The organism is Dysosmobacter segnis, from assembly GCF_014297285.1.
In the GTDB taxonomy this organism is placed as follows: domain Bacteria; phylum Bacillota; class Clostridia; order Oscillospirales; family Oscillospiraceae; genus Oscillibacter; species Oscillibacter segnis.
Genome location: NZ_JACOQI010000028.1, coordinates 14,092 through 30,458 on the forward strand (window position 1 = coordinate 14,092; position 16,367 = coordinate 30,458).

13 protein-coding genes are annotated in these 16,367 nt (G+C 56.4%); 8 read left to right on the top strand and 5 right to left on the bottom strand.

Features of this window, described 5'->3' with window-relative positions; genetic code table 11:
* Nucleotides 1–41: 41 nt before the first annotated feature.
* Nucleotides 42–944 carry an NAD(P)-dependent oxidoreductase gene (locus H8Z83_RS17185; protein WP_256435360.1) on the bottom strand — a complete coding sequence of 301 codons (903 nt, stop codon included), beginning with the start codon at nt 942–944 and terminating at the stop codon, nt 42–44.
* A gap of 455 nt (nt 945–1,399) precedes the next feature.
* Between H8Z83_RS17185 and asnB the strand changes: the two genes are divergently transcribed.
* A complete protein-coding gene (gene asnB / locus H8Z83_RS17190; RefSeq protein WP_187016193.1) occupies nt 1,400–2,983 on the top strand; it encodes an asparagine synthase B in 1,584 nt (527 codons plus the stop codon).
* A gap of 93 nt (nt 2,984–3,076) precedes the next feature.
* On the opposite strand, the gene H8Z83_RS17195 is transcribed toward asnB, so the two are convergent.
* On the bottom strand, nt 3,077–3,775 hold the full coding sequence (locus H8Z83_RS17195; RefSeq protein WP_243185115.1) for a helix-turn-helix transcriptional regulator: 699 nt from the start codon (nt 3,773–3,775) through the stop codon (nt 3,077–3,079).
* A gap of 419 nt (nt 3,776–4,194) precedes the next feature.
* Between H8Z83_RS17195 and H8Z83_RS17200 the strand changes: the two genes are divergently transcribed.
* The 7 genes from H8Z83_RS17200 (at nt 4,195) to H8Z83_RS17230 (ending at nt 13,467) form a co-directional block, all read left to right on the top strand.
* A complete protein-coding gene (locus H8Z83_RS17200) occupies nt 4,195–5,850 on the top strand; it encodes a tryptophanase (protein ID WP_187016195.1) in 1,656 nt (551 codons plus the stop codon).
* A gap of 204 nt (nt 5,851–6,054) precedes the next feature.
* Nucleotides 6,055–7,476: a sodium-dependent transporter gene (locus tag H8Z83_RS17205; protein WP_187016196.1), complete on the top strand. Its 1,422-nt coding sequence runs from the start codon at nt 6,055–6,057 to the stop codon at nt 7,474–7,476.
* A gap of 350 nt (nt 7,477–7,826) precedes the next feature.
* Nucleotides 7,827–9,077, top strand: coding sequence for a DUF3798 domain-containing protein (locus H8Z83_RS17210; RefSeq protein ID WP_187016197.1), 1,251 nt, complete (start codon nt 7,827–7,829; stop codon nt 9,075–9,077).
* Nucleotides 9,078–9,155: 78 nt separating this feature from the next.
* Nucleotides 9,156–10,739 (top strand): sugar ABC transporter ATP-binding protein, encoded by a 1,584-nt coding sequence (locus H8Z83_RS17215; protein WP_187016198.1) that lies wholly within the window; start codon nt 9,156–9,158, stop codon nt 10,737–10,739.
* Between the two features lie 9 nt (nt 10,740–10,748).
* The gene (locus tag H8Z83_RS17220) at nt 10,749–11,831 is read left to right on the top strand and encodes an ABC transporter permease subunit (RefSeq protein WP_187016199.1); all 1,083 of its coding nucleotides are present in this window, start codon (nt 10,749–10,751) and stop codon (nt 11,829–11,831) included.
* A 2-nt stretch (nt 11,832–11,833) separates the two neighbouring features.
* The gene (locus tag H8Z83_RS17225; RefSeq protein ID WP_337416003.1) at nt 11,834–12,976 is read left to right on the top strand and encodes an ABC transporter permease; all 1,143 of its coding nucleotides are present in this window, start codon (nt 11,834–11,836) and stop codon (nt 12,974–12,976) included.
* Nucleotides 12,973–13,467, top strand: coding sequence for a DUF6672 family protein (locus H8Z83_RS17230; RefSeq protein WP_187016201.1), 495 nt, complete (start codon nt 12,973–12,975; stop codon nt 13,465–13,467). The genes H8Z83_RS17225 and H8Z83_RS17230 overlap by 4 nt, the downstream gene beginning before the upstream one ends.
* Before the next feature lie 358 nt (nt 13,468–13,825).
* Here H8Z83_RS17230 and H8Z83_RS17235 read toward each other — a convergent pair whose 3' ends face one another.
* The 3 genes from H8Z83_RS17235 to H8Z83_RS19435 all read right to left on the bottom strand — a co-directional run.
* Nucleotides 13,826–15,067, bottom strand: coding sequence for a dicarboxylate/amino acid:cation symporter (locus H8Z83_RS17235; RefSeq protein ID WP_187016202.1), 1,242 nt, complete (start codon nt 15,065–15,067; stop codon nt 13,826–13,828).
* A 48-nt stretch (nt 15,068–15,115) separates the two neighbouring features.
* Complete coding sequence (gene dapF, locus H8Z83_RS17240) at nt 15,116–15,958, bottom strand: diaminopimelate epimerase (protein ID WP_187016203.1); 843 nt, start codon at nt 15,956–15,958, stop codon at nt 15,116–15,118.
* 140 nt (nt 15,959–16,098) lie between these two features.
* The coding region (locus tag H8Z83_RS19435) for a hypothetical protein (protein ID WP_207732086.1) at nt 16,099–16,367 on the bottom strand (269 nt) is incomplete at its 5' end.

The following is a 16,367-nucleotide window of genomic DNA, read 5'->3' on the forward strand; positions in this document are numbered from 1 at the left end:
AGGAGGCACAGCATTGACGCTGTGCCTCCTGCGTTCATCTGTTATTTTTCGTAGAATTTGATCAGAGCCTGAGTGCCCAGATCACCGCAGCCTCGGTCGATCAAGGATTGACAGTTGGAAAGCGCCTGCTGCAAAACATTCAGATCCAGCCCGGCGTTTTCTGCTTCCTCTTCCGCAAGACGCATATCTTTCACAAAGTGCTTCATGAAGAAGCCGGGGGCAAAGTCACCTGTCAGGATCTTCTTGCCCTGAAAGTCCAGCTGCTTGCTGCCAGCGGCTCCGGTGGATACGGCGCCCAGCAAAGTATTCCCGTCTAACCCCTCCGCCTTGGCATAGGCCAGGGCTTCACACACGCCGGAGAGCGCTCCGGCGATCATGATCTGATTGGCCATTTTGGCGTGTTGGCCGCAGCCTGCGGGACCGAAATAGGTGATGTTAGTGCCCATTGCCTGGAAAATGGGGAGGCAAGCGTCGAAATCTGCCTGATCGCCGCCTACCAGAATGGAAAGCGTTCCAGCACGGGCCCCGCTGTCACCGCCGGTGACGGGGGCGTCCAGCACTCGCAGTCTCCGGGCGGCGCCCTCTTGGTAGATCCGCTGGGCCAGGGTGGGGCTGGTGGTGGTCATGTCGATGAGCGTCATACCCTTGGCGGCACTGTCCAGAATATTGCCGGGGGCAAAGTAGACCTCCTCCACATCCTTGGGGAAGCCCACCATGGTGATGACCACCTCGCTGGCCTTTACGCACTCCGCAATGCTGCCGTGGGGTACGGCACCCTCGGATATCACGTCTGCCACTTTTTCCGGGTGACGGGCATAAATGTGGACCTCGTAGCCCGCTTTCATCAGGTTCCGCACCATGGCTTTCCCCATGATGCCTACGCCGATCCAGCTGATCCTCTGCATATTGATCCCTCCTGTGTCATTTTTTTCAGCATGACACATTTAAAGAGGAGTGTCAAGAGAAACAACTGTCCTTGTTGCAAATACACATAAAATTGATAGGAAAAGCACGGAAAATTTGACATCTGAAATCTTGACGAATAAACTGCGCGGGACTATAATCAGTCCATCAATTTCGGAGCGGGCCAACGCTTCGGCCATATTGAAAATGCGTGGATCGAGACAAGTACCGTGGCCAAACGGTCACAGCGAGCCGGGGGCAGTGGAAGCCCGGTACAACGGGGCGGCGGGAATAACACTCAGGAGCAGCGATCTGAACGGCGACAGCCCAGTAGGAGAGACGCGGCGTGCGGCGTTAAAGCACAGGGGTTTGTTGGAACCCCGCAAAGGGGCTGATTTTCGATCAGCAAGTTAGGTGGCACCACGGATGCGGCAGCGATTCGTCCTAAAATTTTAGGATCGTTCGCTGCTTTTATTTTTTCCGGAGGTGCTTTTTTATGTGCGCAATTATGGGATTTTCCACGAAGAAACTGGACAAGCATGAGATTTGGGAGTATTTCGACCGAACACTCTCCCGGGGACCCGATATGTCCAAGATCATGGACACCGGCTCTGGCTGGCTGTGTTTCCACCGGCTGGCCATCATGGGCCTGACCGAGGCCGGCATGCAGCCCTTTGAGCTGGACGGCGACATGGTGGTCTGCAACGGCGAGCTGTACGGCTTCCGCCCCCTGAAGCGGCAGCTGACGGAGAAGGGCTACGAATTCAAGAGCGGCAGCGACTGCGAGATCATTCTGCCGTTGTACCGGGAATACGGCCTTTCTATGTTTGCCAAGCTGGACGCGGAGTTTGCCATGATCATCTATGACCACAAGACGGATTCCCTCATCGCCGCCCGGGACCCCATCGGCATCCGGCCGCTGTTCTACGGCTATCTGGATGACGGCGGCATCGTGTTCGCCAGCGAGGCCAAGAACCTTATCGGCCTGTGCAAGGAGGTCTGCCCCTTCCCGCCGGGGCATTATTACGCAGACGGCAAGTTCGTCCGCTACGCCGACCTGACCACTGTTACGGAGTATTGCCATGATAATCTGGAGACCGTCTGCCGCACCATCCGCAATAAACTGATCGCCGGTGTGGATAAGCGGCTGGACGCCGATGCCCCGTTGGGCTTCCTGCTCTCCGGCGGCCTGGATTCCTCTCTGGTGTGCGCCATCAGCGCCCTGGTGCTGGGGAAGAAGATCCGTACTTTCGCCATCGGAATGGACAAGGATGCCATTGATCTGAAATACGCCAGAGAAGTGGCGGATTACATCGGCGCGGATCACACCGAGGTATATATGACCCGCCAGCAGGTGCTGGATACGCTGGAAGAGGTGATCTCCCTGCTGGGGACCTATGACATCACCACCATCCGGGCCAGCATGGGCATGTACCTCTGCTGCAAGGCCATCCACGAGCAGACCGACATCCGGGTGCTGCTGACCGGCGAGATCAGTGACGAGCTCTTCGGCTACAAGTACACCGACTTCGCCCCCTCTCCCGAGGCCTTCCAGCAGGAGGCCAAGAAGCGGGTGGATGAGCTGTATATGTACGATGTGCTCCGGGCGGACCGCTGCATCTCCGCCAACTCTCTGGAAGCCCGGGTGCCCTTCGGCGACCTGGATTTCGTGAAGTACGTCATGAACATCGATCCGGCCATGAAGGTCAACACCTACGACATGGGCAAGTACCTTCTGCGCCACGCCTTTGAAAAGGACCACCTGCTGCCTGACGACATCCTCTGGCGCCAGAAGGCCGCCTTCTCCGACGCCGTGGGCCACTCCATGGTGGACGACCTGAAGGAGTACGCCGAGACCAAGTACACCGACGCCGAGTTTGAGGAAAAGCGGAAGAAATACGATTTTGCCCAGCCGTTCACCAAGGAATCCCTGCTGTACCGGGAGATCTTCGAGAAGTACTATCCCGGCCAGGCCCCCATGGTGAAGGACTTCTGGATGCCAAATAAGAGCTGGAAGGGCTGCGACGTCAACGATCCCTCTGCCCGCGTGCTGAGCAACTACGGCGAGAGCGGAACATAAAGAATCAAATCACCTCCGTCGTTTTCGGCGGAGGTGATTTTGATACACATATAAATTAAGGGGTACACTTCGGCCTTTTCAGTGCTTTCGGGCTTAGTCAGAGGGGTTGATCTGGGAGAGGTAGCGGTAAATGCTGGCGGTGGAACAGCCGAGGGCGGCCGCGGCGCTTTTAATGGCGCCCTTCAGCAGAAAAATGCCGGCGGATTCCAGAGAAGTGATGACCTGAAGCCGCTCGCTGTGGGTGAGGTGGCCGGGCGTGACCCCCATCCGTTCCAACTCCCGGTTGATGGCGTCCAAAGCCACCGCATCTGCGGAGTTGCGGAATTTTTCCGGGGAGGATCGGGCGGATATGTCATCTTCACTCTCCGGCAGCGGCTGTGCCAGCACATCGGTTACGAACAGGTCCGGGTGGCACAGCTTCAGGATATGGTCGCTGATGGCCCGATAGCGGCTGTCATCAAAGTTGATGCACAGCAGGCCGATGAGCTTGCCGTTGTCCTTGATGAAAAAGGTGCTGGATCGGAGGTCTTTTCCGTTGACGTTGATGCTGTAATAGTGGAGATGATAGTCCGTATGCTCATAGCTCTTGTCCCGGAGAATACTCAGGGACATATTGGTCAGAGGCGCGCCGACCTCCCGGCCGCTGATATAATTATTGGCGATGGCGATGATGGAACGGTCCTTCCGGGTCAGATCGTGGAGGGCCACTTCATAGTCGGGACCCAGCGCTTTCCCCAAAAATTCGGTCAGCTTGATGTAATGCTGAAGAATCAGGTTGGAAGAGGACGTCATAAGATTCCCTCGTTTCATTTTGCATATTTTCAGGCTATGAAAATATTATATATGAGAAAGTCATATTGTCAAAGTAAAAAATAATGAGAAAAAATTATTATCCGTCCATCGAGGAAACGTGCAAAATATATAAATTTAAACAGCTAAACAGCGTAAAAAATATTGAAGGTATGCAAAAAAATCGCAATAAAAGTTGACGACCCTTAAAAAACATGATAAAATAATCGCACAACAGGAAAGGGGCGGAGACAGGATCCCTGCTTGGCGTTCAATTCAGGCAGCCTGAAACGAGCCGCTCCACGATTCTTTTGTATCGGATACTGTCCGCTAGGCGCAAGGCGGTGCGAGAGCCGCTCTTCGACGACCGGGGTATCTCCAAAAAAACAGGCGAAAAACGCCAAATTATGGAGGTAAACAAAATGGACAAGAATGCGAAGCACTATCCCTTGAACGTGACGATGCCTCAGCACTGCGCATATGTGGTGCGCGATCTTCCTCAGGCTACCGTTGAGCAGCGCGAGCGCGCTCTGAACGCTACGCACTGGAATGAGTTTGCATTCCCCTCCGGCATGCTGACTGTGGATATGCTGTCTGACTCCGGTACCACCGCAATGACCAACCAGCAGTGGGCCACCCTGTTCCTGGGCGACGAGGCTTACGGCCGCAACACCGGCTACTATGTGCTGCTGGATACCTTCCGCGACATTTTCGAGCGCGGCGGCGAGAAGAACTGGAAGAAGGTCATCGACCTGGTCCGCACCGATTGCCGTGACATTGAGAAGATGATGGACGAGGTCTATCTCTGCGAGTATGAGGGCGGCCTGTTCAACGGCGGCGCTGCTCAGATGGAGCGCCCCAATGCCTTCATCATCCAGCAGGGCCGTGCCGCTGAGTCCGTCCTGATGGAGATCGTGAAGAAGATCCTGGCCCAGCGTCATCCCGGCAAGGTCTTCACCATCCCCTCCAACGGCCACTTCGACACCACCGAGGGCAACATCAAGCAGATGGGCTCCATCCCCCGCAACCTGTACAACAAGGAGCTGCTGTATGAGATCCCCGAGGGCGGCTCTTACGAGAAGAACCCGTTCAAGGGCAACATGGACATCGAGAAGCTGGAGCAGCTGATCCAGGGCGTTGGTCCCGAGAACGTACCTCTGGTGTTCACCTGCATCACCAACAACCCCATCTGCGGTCAGCCCGTCTCCATGGCCAACATCCGGGAGATCAACCGCGTGGCGCATAAGTATGACATTCCTCTGGTGTTCGACGTTGCCCGCTGGGCCGAGAACTGCTACTTCATCAAGATGAACGAGGAAGGCTACGCCGACAAGTCCATCGCCGAGATCGCCAGTGAGATGTTCTCCTACTGCGACGCCTTCACCATGTCCGCCAAGAAGGACGGCCACGCCAACATGGGCGGTATGCTGGCCTTCCGCGACCGCGGCCTGTTCTGGCAGAAGTTCTCCGACTTCAACGAGGACGGCACCGTGAAGACCGACGTGGGCGTGCTCATCAAGGTCAAGCAGATCTCCTGCTACGGCAATGACTCCTACGGCGGCATGTCCGGCCGTGACATCATGGCTCTGGCCTGCGGCCTCTATGAGAGCTGCGACTTCGGCTACATGCATGACCGCGTGCAGCAGTGCGAGTACCTGGCACAGGGCTTCTACAAGGCCGGCGTCAAGGGCGTCGTTCTCCCCGCCGGCGGCCACGCTGTGTACATCAACATGGATGAGTTCTTCGACGGCAAGCGCGATCATACCACCTTCGCCGGCACCGGCTTCTCTCTGGAGCTGATCCGCCGCTATGGTATCCGCGTGTCCGAGCTGGGCGACTTCTCCATGGAATATGACCTGAAGACTCCCGAGCAGCAGGCTGAGCTGGCCAACGTGGTTCGCTTCGCCATCGACCGCAGCCGTCTGACTCAGGAGCATCTGGACTATGTCATCGCCGCTGTCAAGGCGCTGTATGAGGACCGCGAGTCCATCCCCAACATGCGGATCGTCTGGGGCCACAAGCTGCCCATGCGTCACTTCCACGCCTTCCTGGAGCCCTACGCCAACGAGGAGAAGTAAGTCCGGGAAATACAATTAAATAAAAAGATTTCAGCGCAGCATTTCCAGCAAGTTCCTTTGTCTCAGTTTTCATCGCGCCCGGGCGCTTGAATAGGTTCCGTCCCGTTTGGGTGCGCCGCTTGCGGCCACCCATCGGGCGTGAGCCGATCTGAAAAGCGCCACATCCGATCATCACACCAATCTGTGTCTTTAGGAGGGCAATCTATGTCAGACAAACACGCAACTCTGGAAAATCGCGACGGTTTTCAAAGCAAATGGGGCTTTATTCTGGCCTGCATTGGCTCTGCCGTTGGTATGGGTAATATTTGGCGCTTCCCCATCATGGTGCAGCAGTTCGGGGGCATGACGTTCCTGATCCCCTACTTCCTGTTCGTACTTCTGATCGGTTCCACCGGTATCATTGAGGAATTCGCACTGGGCCGTTGGGCACAGGGCGGCCCCGTGATCTCCTTCGGCAAGGCTACCGAGGAACGCACCGGTAATAAGCGGCTGGGCGAGGCCATCGGCGCACTCCCCATCGTCGGCTCTATGATGCTGGCCATTGGCTACACCGTGGTCATGAGCTGGATCTTCAAGTACTGCTGGATGGGTATTTCCGGCAGCCTGTACGCTATGGGCACCGATATGGCGACCATCGGCGGCACCTTCGGCGGCACCGCTCCCGAGGCAGAGACTCTGGGCGAGGCCCTGAGCATGATGTTCGGCAATGGCATCTTCGGCATCGGCAACGGCGTATGGCTGATCGTGGGTCTGGTGGCCTCTTTGGCCATCATGGCATTCGGCGTGGGCAACGGCATTGAAAAGGCCAATAAGGTCATGATGCCCGCTCTGTTCTTCCTGTTTGTGATCCTGGGCATCTATATCTGCACCCTGCCCGGCGCCAGCGAGGGCTACAAGTACATCTTCACCCTCAAGCCCGAGGGCCTGCTGAATCCTCAGGTCTGGGTCTTCGCATTCGGTCAGGCATTCTTCTCCCTGTCTGTGGCGGGCAACGGCTCCGTGATCTACGGCTCCTATCTGCCCAAGGATGAGGATCTGCCTTCCTCTGCTCGCAACGTGGCCCTGTTCGACACCATCGCCGCTCTGCTGGCTGCCATCGTCATCATCCCTGCCATGGCAGTCATTCTGGGTGACGGCATCGTTGGAATGAAGGGCGGCCCCGGATTGATGTTCGTCTATCTGGTCAACGTGTTCAACGCCATGCCCGGCGGCCGGATCGTGGGTATGATCTTCTACATCTGCGTGTTGTTCGCAGGCGTCAGCTCCATCGTGAACCTGTATGAGGCTCCCGTGGCCTTCCTGCAGGAGAAGCTCCACACCAACCGTGTGCTGTCCGTGGTCATCATCGGCGCAGTGGGCGGCGTAATCGCACTGTGCATCCAGCCATGGACCTCTCAGTGGATGGACGTTGTCTCCATTTACATCTGCCCGCTGGGCGCTCTGCTGGCCGGTATCATGTTCTTCTGGGTCATGAAGAAGGACACTGCTCTGGCGGCTGTCCACGAGGGCCGCACCGCCGGCAAGAAGGACATCAGCGGCTGGTTCTATCCTCTGGGCAAGTGGGTGTATTGCGCAGCCTCTCTGGCGGCCCTGATTTTGGGCGCCATTTACGGCGGCATCGGCTAAGCCTGTATACAATTTAAAAATGGAGCACCGGGATCGACCGGTGCTCCATTTTTTCACTTTTTCGAAAAATATGGCCTTTTGTGGGCTGCACGGGAAGAAAATGGATAGAAATGAATGGGTAGCTGATATGCGCATCAGATTCTTTATCCCCCAAAATGAATAGAGCGCTCAGCGAGAAAACTGGAGGGGAAATAGGAATAACTCTCATGAAAAGTGTCCGTAATACGGAAAAAAGTATCAGTTTTTTGCTTCTGTTCTGTTGACAAATGCGAATGATTCAGGTATCATATATAGCAACTATTTGCAGGTCTCTTGTGAAATGCTTGCAAAAAAACGAATTGGAGGCATGTATGAAAAGATTGCTGAGCACACTGCTTGCCCTGACCATGGCCCTGGCCCTGGTTTCCTGCGGCAAAAGCAACCCCACCCCCAACACTGGCAGCAACAAAACCGAGACTCCTTCTGAGACCGCTGACACGAAAACCGAGGGCAACGTCCACATCGGCATCGTGACCGGCTCCGTTTCTCAGTCCGAGGACGACCGCCGCGGCGCCGAGGCTTTCCAGGCCCTGTACGGTGAGGATATGGTCAAGCTGGCCATCTATCCCGATAACTTCACCGAGGAGCTGGAGACCACCATCCAGACCATCGTGAACCTGGCTGATGACGCCGACATGAAGGCCATCATCGTCAACCAGTCCGTCCCCGGCACCACCGAGGCGTTCCGTAAGATCAAGGAGATCCGCCCCGACATCCTGTGCATCGCCGGCGAGGCCCATGAGGATCTGCTCGAGATCGGCTCCGCTGCCGATCTGGTGTGCAACAACGACTTCGTGGCCCGCGGCTATCTGATCATCCGCACCGCTCACGAGCTGGGCTGTGACACCTTCGTGCACATCTCCTTCCCCCGTCACCTGGCTTATGAGACCATGAGCCGTCGTATCGCGGTCATGAAGGCCGCCTGCGAGGAGTTCGGCATGAAGTTCGTTATGGAGACTGCTCCCGATCCCACCTCTGACGTCGGCGTGGCCGGCGCGCAGGCTTACATTCTGGAGAAGGTCCCCGAGTGGTCCAAGACCTACGGCGAGAAGGCCGCTTACTTCTGCACCAACGACGCTCACACTGAGCCTCTGCTCAAGCAACTGCTGCAGTACGGCGGTTACTTCATCGAGGCCGACCTGCCCTCTCCTCTGATGGGCTATCCCGGCGCTCTGGGCATCGACCTGACCGCTGAGGCTGGCGACTTCCAGAAGATTCTGGCCAAGGTCGAGGACGCGATCTGCGAGGCCGGCGGCGCTGGCCGCTTCGGTACCTGGGCTTACTCCTACGGCTACACCACCACTGCCGGTCTGGCCCAGCACGCTCTGAATGTCATCAACGGCGAGAGCGAGCTGTGCGACATTGACGATATCGCCAAGGCTTACCACGAGTTCTCTCCCGAGGCTTCCTGGAACGGCTCCAACTACACCAACGCCACCAGCGGCGTCAAGGCCGACAACACCTTCTTGGTGTATCAGGACACCTACATCATGGGTGATCCCGGCTGGTTCATGGGCTCCACCGAAGTTGAGGTTCCCGAGAAGTATTTCACCGTGAAATAAGCAGCGTTTTTTCTCGCTCATTCAAAACTGGGGAGGAGGGGCGACCCTCCTCCCCTCTTATTAGGTAGGGTATCATTTATGGAAAGTAATACGGCTCCCCTGTTGGAGATGCGCGGCATCAAAAAAGACTTCTTCGGCAACCAGGTCCTGACGGACATCAACTTCACTCTGAAGGCCGGCGAGGTTCTGGGCCTGGCAGGCGAAAACGGCGCGGGTAAATCCACGCTGATGAAGATCCTGTTCGGTATGGACGTCATCCGGGAAACCGGCGGCTACGGCGGCGACGTCCTCATCAATGGTGAAAAAGTCACCTTTAATACGCCCTTTGACGCACTGGAGGCTGGTATCGGCATGGTGCATCAGGAGTTCTCTCTGATCCCTGGCTTTACTGCCACGGAAAACATTCTGCTCAATCGTGAGCCCCAAAAGAAGAACGTCATTTCCGAGGTGTTCGGCCCCCGGCTGAATACGCTCGATTATAAAAAAATGAAGACCAAGGCCGCAGAGGCCATTGACAAAATGGGCGTGGAGATCGACCAGAATATGGTCATCAGCGATATGCCCGTTGGTCATAAACAGTTCACCGAGATCGCCCGTGAGCTGAGCAAGGACCAGCTCAAGCTGTTGATCCTGGACGAGCCTACCGCCGTTCTGACGGAGAAGGAGGCCGCGGCTCTGCTGGAATCCATCCGGGGCATGGCGTCCCGCGGCATCGCTGTTATCTTCATCACCCACCGGCTTCAGGAAGTCCTGAATGTATGTGACAAGGTAGTCATCATGCGGGACGGCAAGGTGGTGAAGGACACGCCCGCCTCCGAGACCAGCGTGGATGAGATCACCAAGTGCATGGTGGGACGCAGCGTGGACCTCAGTGCGGTCCGGGAGATTCGGGATTGTTCCGACGCCCGGACGATCATGTCCATCCGGAAGTTGTGGGTGGATATGCCTGGCGAGATCGTCCGGAATGTGAATCTGGATGTCAAGGAGGGTGAGATCCTCGGTATCGGCGGTCTGGCAGGTCAGGGCAAGCTGGGTATTCCAAACGGCGTCATGGGCCTGTATGAGGCCGGCGGCACCGTGGAATTTGACGGCAAGCCCATTCCCCTGAACAATCCCCGGAAGTGCCTGGACGCGCAGCTTGCCTTCGTGTCTGAGGACCGCCGCGGCGTGGGCCTGCTGCTGGACGAGACGCTGGAATGGAACGTTGCCTTCCCGGCTATGCAGATCCAGAACAAGTTCCTGAAGAAATACGGACCCATTACCTGGCGTGATACCAAGGCAATCCATGATGTGACGCAGAAGTATATCGACGAACTGAAGATCAAGTGCACCAGCTCCAAGCAGAAGGCCAGAGAGCTTTCCGGCGGCAACCAGCAGAAGGTGTGCCTGGCCAAGGCCTTTGCCCTGCAGCCCCGGTTCCTGTTCGTTTCGGAGCCTACCCGCGGTATCGACGTGGGCGCAAAGGCGCTGGTGCTGGACGCGCTGAAGAAATTTAACCGTGAAAACGGCGTTACTGTGGTGATGATCTCCTCTGAGCTGGAGGAGCTACGCACCACCTGCGACCGGATCGCCATTGTCTCTGGCGGCAGGATCGTCGGCATCCTCCCGGCCACCGAATCCTCCGAGACGTTCGGCGCGCTGATGGTCAGCCAGGTCAAATAAGGAGGAAGTATGGATAACACGACAAATACGCTTGCGGAGCAGAGCAAGCTGCGGCGGCTCGTCAACAGCTATGGCGTGCCCCGCCTGATCATCACCGGCTTTTTGCTGCTGATGTTCATTCTGGCGCCGGTGGCCGGCGTGGACTTTGCTACGCAGATCACCAACGTCATCAACCGCTTCAGCTGGAACGCCATTATGGTGCTGGCCATGGTCCCCATGATCCACTCCGGCTGCGGCCTGAACTTCGGCCTGCCTCTGGGCATTATCTCCGGTCTGCTGGGTGCGACTCTTTCCATTGAATTCGGGTTCACCGGCGGCATGAGCTTCCTGATGGCCATTGTCATCGCCACGCCCTTTGCACTGGTGCTGGGCGGCGGCTACGGCTGGATGCTCAATAAGATCAAGGGCGGCGAAATGATGGTCGCTACCTATGTGGGCTTCTCCTCCGTGTCCTTTATGTGCATGATGTGGCTGCTGCTGCCCTACAAGAGCCCAACGATGGTTTGGGGCTTTGCCGGTAAGGGCCTGCGTACCACCATCTCTCTGGAGGGCTTTTACGATCAGTTCCTGGCAAAGTTTTTGCAGATCGACCTGAACCGGTTCGGCATCAATCTGGTGATCCCCACCGGCAGCCTGCTGTTCTTCGCTCTGCTGGCATTCCTGATGTGGGTCTTCCTGCACACTAAGACTGGTACCGCCATGACGGCTGTGGGCTCCAACCCCACCTTCGCCAAGGCTGCCGGTATCAGCGTGGACAAGACCCGTCTGCTGTCTGTGGTGCTTTCCACTTGGCTGGGCGCTGTGGGCATCCTGCTGTATGAGCAGGGCTTCGGCTTTGTACAGATCTATATGGCGCCCCTGAACATGGCGTTCCCCGCCGTGGCGGCTATTCTGATCGGCGGCGCCAGCGTGAACAAGGCCAGCATTACCAACGTTATCATCGGCACGATCCTTTATCAGGGCCTTGTCACCATGACACCCACCGTGATGAACGCCATCGTGCACCTGGACATCAGCGAGGTCATCCGGATCATCGTCTCTAACGGTATGATCGTTTACGCTCTGACCCGTAAGACGGAAGGAGGGAAATGAGCATGAAAAAGACGAATGTACCCGGTAGCCAGAGCTTCGGGCAGAAGCTTTTGCAGTTCATCCGCAACAACACCGTCCCCATTATGTTCATCCTGATCTGCGCGTACTGTATTCCGCAGGCGGGCTTTTCCTGGTCCTACCTCTTGAATGAGGTCATGACCCGTCTGGGCCGTAACGCATTCTTGATCCTGAGCCTGCTGATCCCTGTTATGGCAGGCATGGGTATGAACTTTGGTATGACGCTGGGCGCCATGGCCGGCGAGATCGGGCTGATCTTCGCCGCTGACTGGCAGGTTTGGGGCATCCCCGGCATGATCCTGGCCGCCATCGTTTCCATCCCCATTTCTGTGGCATTGGGCGTGATGATCGGCAAGATCCTGAACCGCTCCAAGGGCCGGGAGATGATCACAAGCTATATGATCTCCTTTACCATGAACGGCGTGTACCAGTTTGTGGTGCTGTTCATGATGGGCCCCATCATTCCCATCGTTCATGATTCCCTGAAGCTTCCCCGCGGCTATGGCATCCGCAACACCGTGAGCCTGCTGAGTATGCGCCAGAGTCTGGACAACCTGCTGGCTGTTCAGGTGGGCGGCGTGAAGATCCCTGTACTGACCCTGCTGATCATCGGTCTGGCCTGCCTGTTCATCGTCTGGTTCCGCAAGACCAAGCTGGGCCAGGATATGCGGGCTGTGGGTCAGGATATGGAAGTGGCCCGGGACGCCGGCATCAATGTGGAGCGCACCCGCGTGATCTCCATGGTGATCTCCACGGTGTTCGCCGGCTTCGGCATGATCATCTATCTGCAGAACGTGGGCAACTTCCCCACCTATACAGCTCATACCCAGATCGGTATGTTCGCCATCGCGGCTCTGCTGGTGGGCGGTGCCTCTGTGGATAGGGCGAGCATCGGCAACGTATTTTTGGGCGTGATCCTGTTCCACACCATGTTCATTGTGGCACCCAAGACCGGTGCTGCCATTACCGGCGACTCCATGATCGGCGAGTATTTCCGCGTGTTTGTGTCCTATGCGGTCATTACGCTGGCTCTGGTCATGTATGAGTCCAAGAAGCGCAAGAACAAGAGCCTGGCAGGCCAGCAGTTGGCTGCCGAGCAGGCTGCGGAAGAGGAGGCATCGAAATGAAAGCAAAGCGGAGACTTCTCTTTCAAATCTTAGCGGTGGTCCTGCTGGTGGCGATCGGCTATACCATGACCATCATTGGCCGTGGGCATACGATCTATCTGGACAGCAAGACCCTGGAATATGACGGCCAGACCTATAAGCCCGCCTATAAGACGGTGGTGTATGTGGATGGTCAGCAGGTAGCCAAGCTCTATGACAAGGAGCGCGGCGTTGCTACCTGCATCGGCCAGACGCTGACCGTGACGCTGGAGATCACCCAGCAGAAGGGCGGAACGGAAGAGGTTTACGCCTATAACATCCCCGTTCCCCGGAAGATGGACAATGTGATCATCAACCTGCCCGGTTTCCTGGCGGGACTCCCCGAAGAGGCGTACCTCAGCGAGTTTATCCCCTCTCCGGACGAGGTGGCGGCAGACGAGACCGATGTTCCCTCCGACGATGATTTCGGCATGGAGGATATGGGCATGGGCGACGAGTCCGCAGCTCAGTAAATCGGCTGAGAACGGCCAAACCAAAATCCAAAATAGAACGGCAGCCCTCACGATGAATCGTGAGGGCTGCGTTTTTGCATATAATACCCGCATATACGGCAAGAAGCAGCTGGTACGGTGGAAGGAGGGGTGTGGGCAATATAATATAGGAGAGCCTCTGCACTCCGGGGAGCGGGAAGCGAAGCACCTATGCTGACCGGTCCGACTATGCCGCGTTTTTGCATTTCCGACAGCGCTAAGCCCGGTGTATTCAAGGGGGGATTGGGTGTAGGGTGCAATCAAACGTAGGAAGAGATCGTAAAATCCGTCCCATCGGCTAAGGCCGATGGGACGGATTGTTATCTGATATGGAAACCGATCAGGCGTTGTTAAGCTGCTTCTGGAGCCAATCCTTGCCTTCCACGAAGCGGGAGACGATGTAGCTGACCACATAGTCGCCGGCGGAGTTGATCATGGTAGCGGGAGGGTCCACCAGATTGCCGATAGCCACCAGAATGGGGAAGGCCAGTTCCATCTGCGTGGGGAAGAAGATGGAGCAGATGATGTACTCGCCGATGTAGCCGCCGCCGGGAACGCCGCTCATACCAACAGAGGACAGGACGGCCACCAGAACGATGAAGGGCAGACGGGACCAGGAGAGCTGCTCGCCGAACACGCCCAGCACGAAGGCAATCTTCAGCACGCAGGAGAAGCAGGAGCCATCCATGTGCATGGTAGCGCCCAGGGGCAGCACCATACCGGCGATATCCTTGCTGACACCGGTCTCCACGGCTTCCTCCATGTTGGTGGGGATGGTTGCCACGGAAGAGCAGGTGCCCAGAGAAACAACGGCAGGGCGGGCAATGTGCTTGAACATGATGCCCACGGCACCCTTGCCGCCGCCGAACCACGCGAACAGGGGGAAGGCTGTGAAGATATAGATGAAGCACAGGGGATAGTAGACCAGCAGGGCGCGGCCGTAGCCCTTGGCGACCTCAGAGCCGTAGGTGGCTACCAGATCAGCGAAGATGGCGAAGAACGCGATAGGGGCATAGTAGGTGATGATCTGGACGAACTTCATCATCACGTCGGAAAGGCCGGCCAGCCACTTGCCGATGCTGGAATCCTTGCCGCCGGTCATCTGGACGGAGAAGCCGAACAGGATAGAGAACACGATGAGAGGCAGCATGGCCCGGCGGCTCAGCAGGCCCACAAAGTCAGAGGAGGTGAAGAAGTTGACGATCATCTCCGTGAAGGAGGCGTGTTCGCCGATCTCCTCAGCCACCATATCTGCCCAGGGAGTCAGCACTGGGGGGAACAGCTTCATCAGCACGAACATGAGCACAGCTGCGATGGCGCCGGTGATGACGAAGGTGCCAACGGTGACGCCCATGATCTTGCCCGCCCGCTGACGGCTTTCCATATTGGCAACGGAACCGGCGATGGAAGCAAAGACCAGAGGCACCACCACACAGAACATCATGTTGATGAATACGGTGCCCAGGAAGGCGATGTTGTGTCCCCACTTGGGCCTGAACCAGCCCAGCAAAGCGCCGGCGACCATGCAGCTCAGCAGGATCGCCAGAAAGCGGTAGTTTTTTGCGACAGATTTCTTATCCATAAAACACACTCCTTTTGGTTTGAATAACAGATATGTTGGTGCAATTTATCAGTTCAGAGAAAGCTCCTCATCCGTGACCTCGCCCTTGCAAACAATATTGGTGGGACCTGTGAGATAGAGGTTTTGGACGGTGCTTCCCTGGAGATCTACGTCTACAATGAGCTGGCCGCCGGTCATATTGACTCGGACCTGCCTGCCGCTGACTTTACCCATCAGGGTCAGGGCGGTGACAACGCAGCCGGTTCCCGTGCCGCAGGCATAGGTGAAGTCCTCCACACCCCGCTCGAAGGTGCGCTCAAAGACCTCGTCCTCACCGGTGAGCTCGCAGAAGTTGACGTTAGCGCCCTTGGGGAATTCCGGATAGAAGCGGATCTTGCGTCCCAATTCACGCAGCGCGTTTTCATCGGCCTGCGCCAAATTGGGATACGGGACCACAGCGTGGGGGAGTCCGGGATCTCCTAATTCTAAATAGGAACATTCATAGCGAACGCCGTCGATCACCACAGGTGCATCCAAACGGACCGTGGTGGGATCATTCAGACGAATCCGATAGAGACGCTGGTCGATGCGGTGGCCTGTCACCAAACCGGCGGTGGTTTCTACACGCTGGATCTCGCCGGCCAGACCATTTTCGTAGCCGTAGCGGCAAATGCAACGGGCGCCGTTGCCGCACATTTCACCGAGGCTGCCGTCAGAATTGAAAAACAGCATCCGATAGTCACCGCCCTGAAGCGGGGCATCTACGATCATCAGACCGTCGGCCCCAATGGACAGATGGCGTTCGCACAGAGTGCGGGCCAAAGTGGGAAAGCAGGTTTCGGGAAGATGCTCTACCATATTATTTATAATGATAAAGTCATTGCCGGCACCGTTCATTTTCCAGAACCGCAAGTAAATCACCTCAAAGCTTGGTATGATATTGTATTATAGTAAAGCAAAGCTGGAAAAAACACTGGATATTGTGCGAAAAATCATGCAAAAAGTGCTTCTGACAAAAAACTCGAAAAAACTCGAAAAAAATGCTTGACATTTCAGGCATGTTTTGGTATCCTAATAAAGCTGTTTGACGGCGATGAAGTGAATGAGTCGAGGGCTTGAAAAACTGAGAGGTTCTGAAAGAAAAATCTGAAAAAGATTTGAAAAAAGTACTTGACAAACGAAACTGAGCCTGATATAATAGCGACTGTTCCGCTTGAGGGACGTGCACCTTGTAAATTAAACAACGTGAGAAAAGAAAGCACCAGCGGAGCGAGCTTTTCACGAGGCTCGCGACGAAGTTGTGGGTGAATAGGCCGTAGTC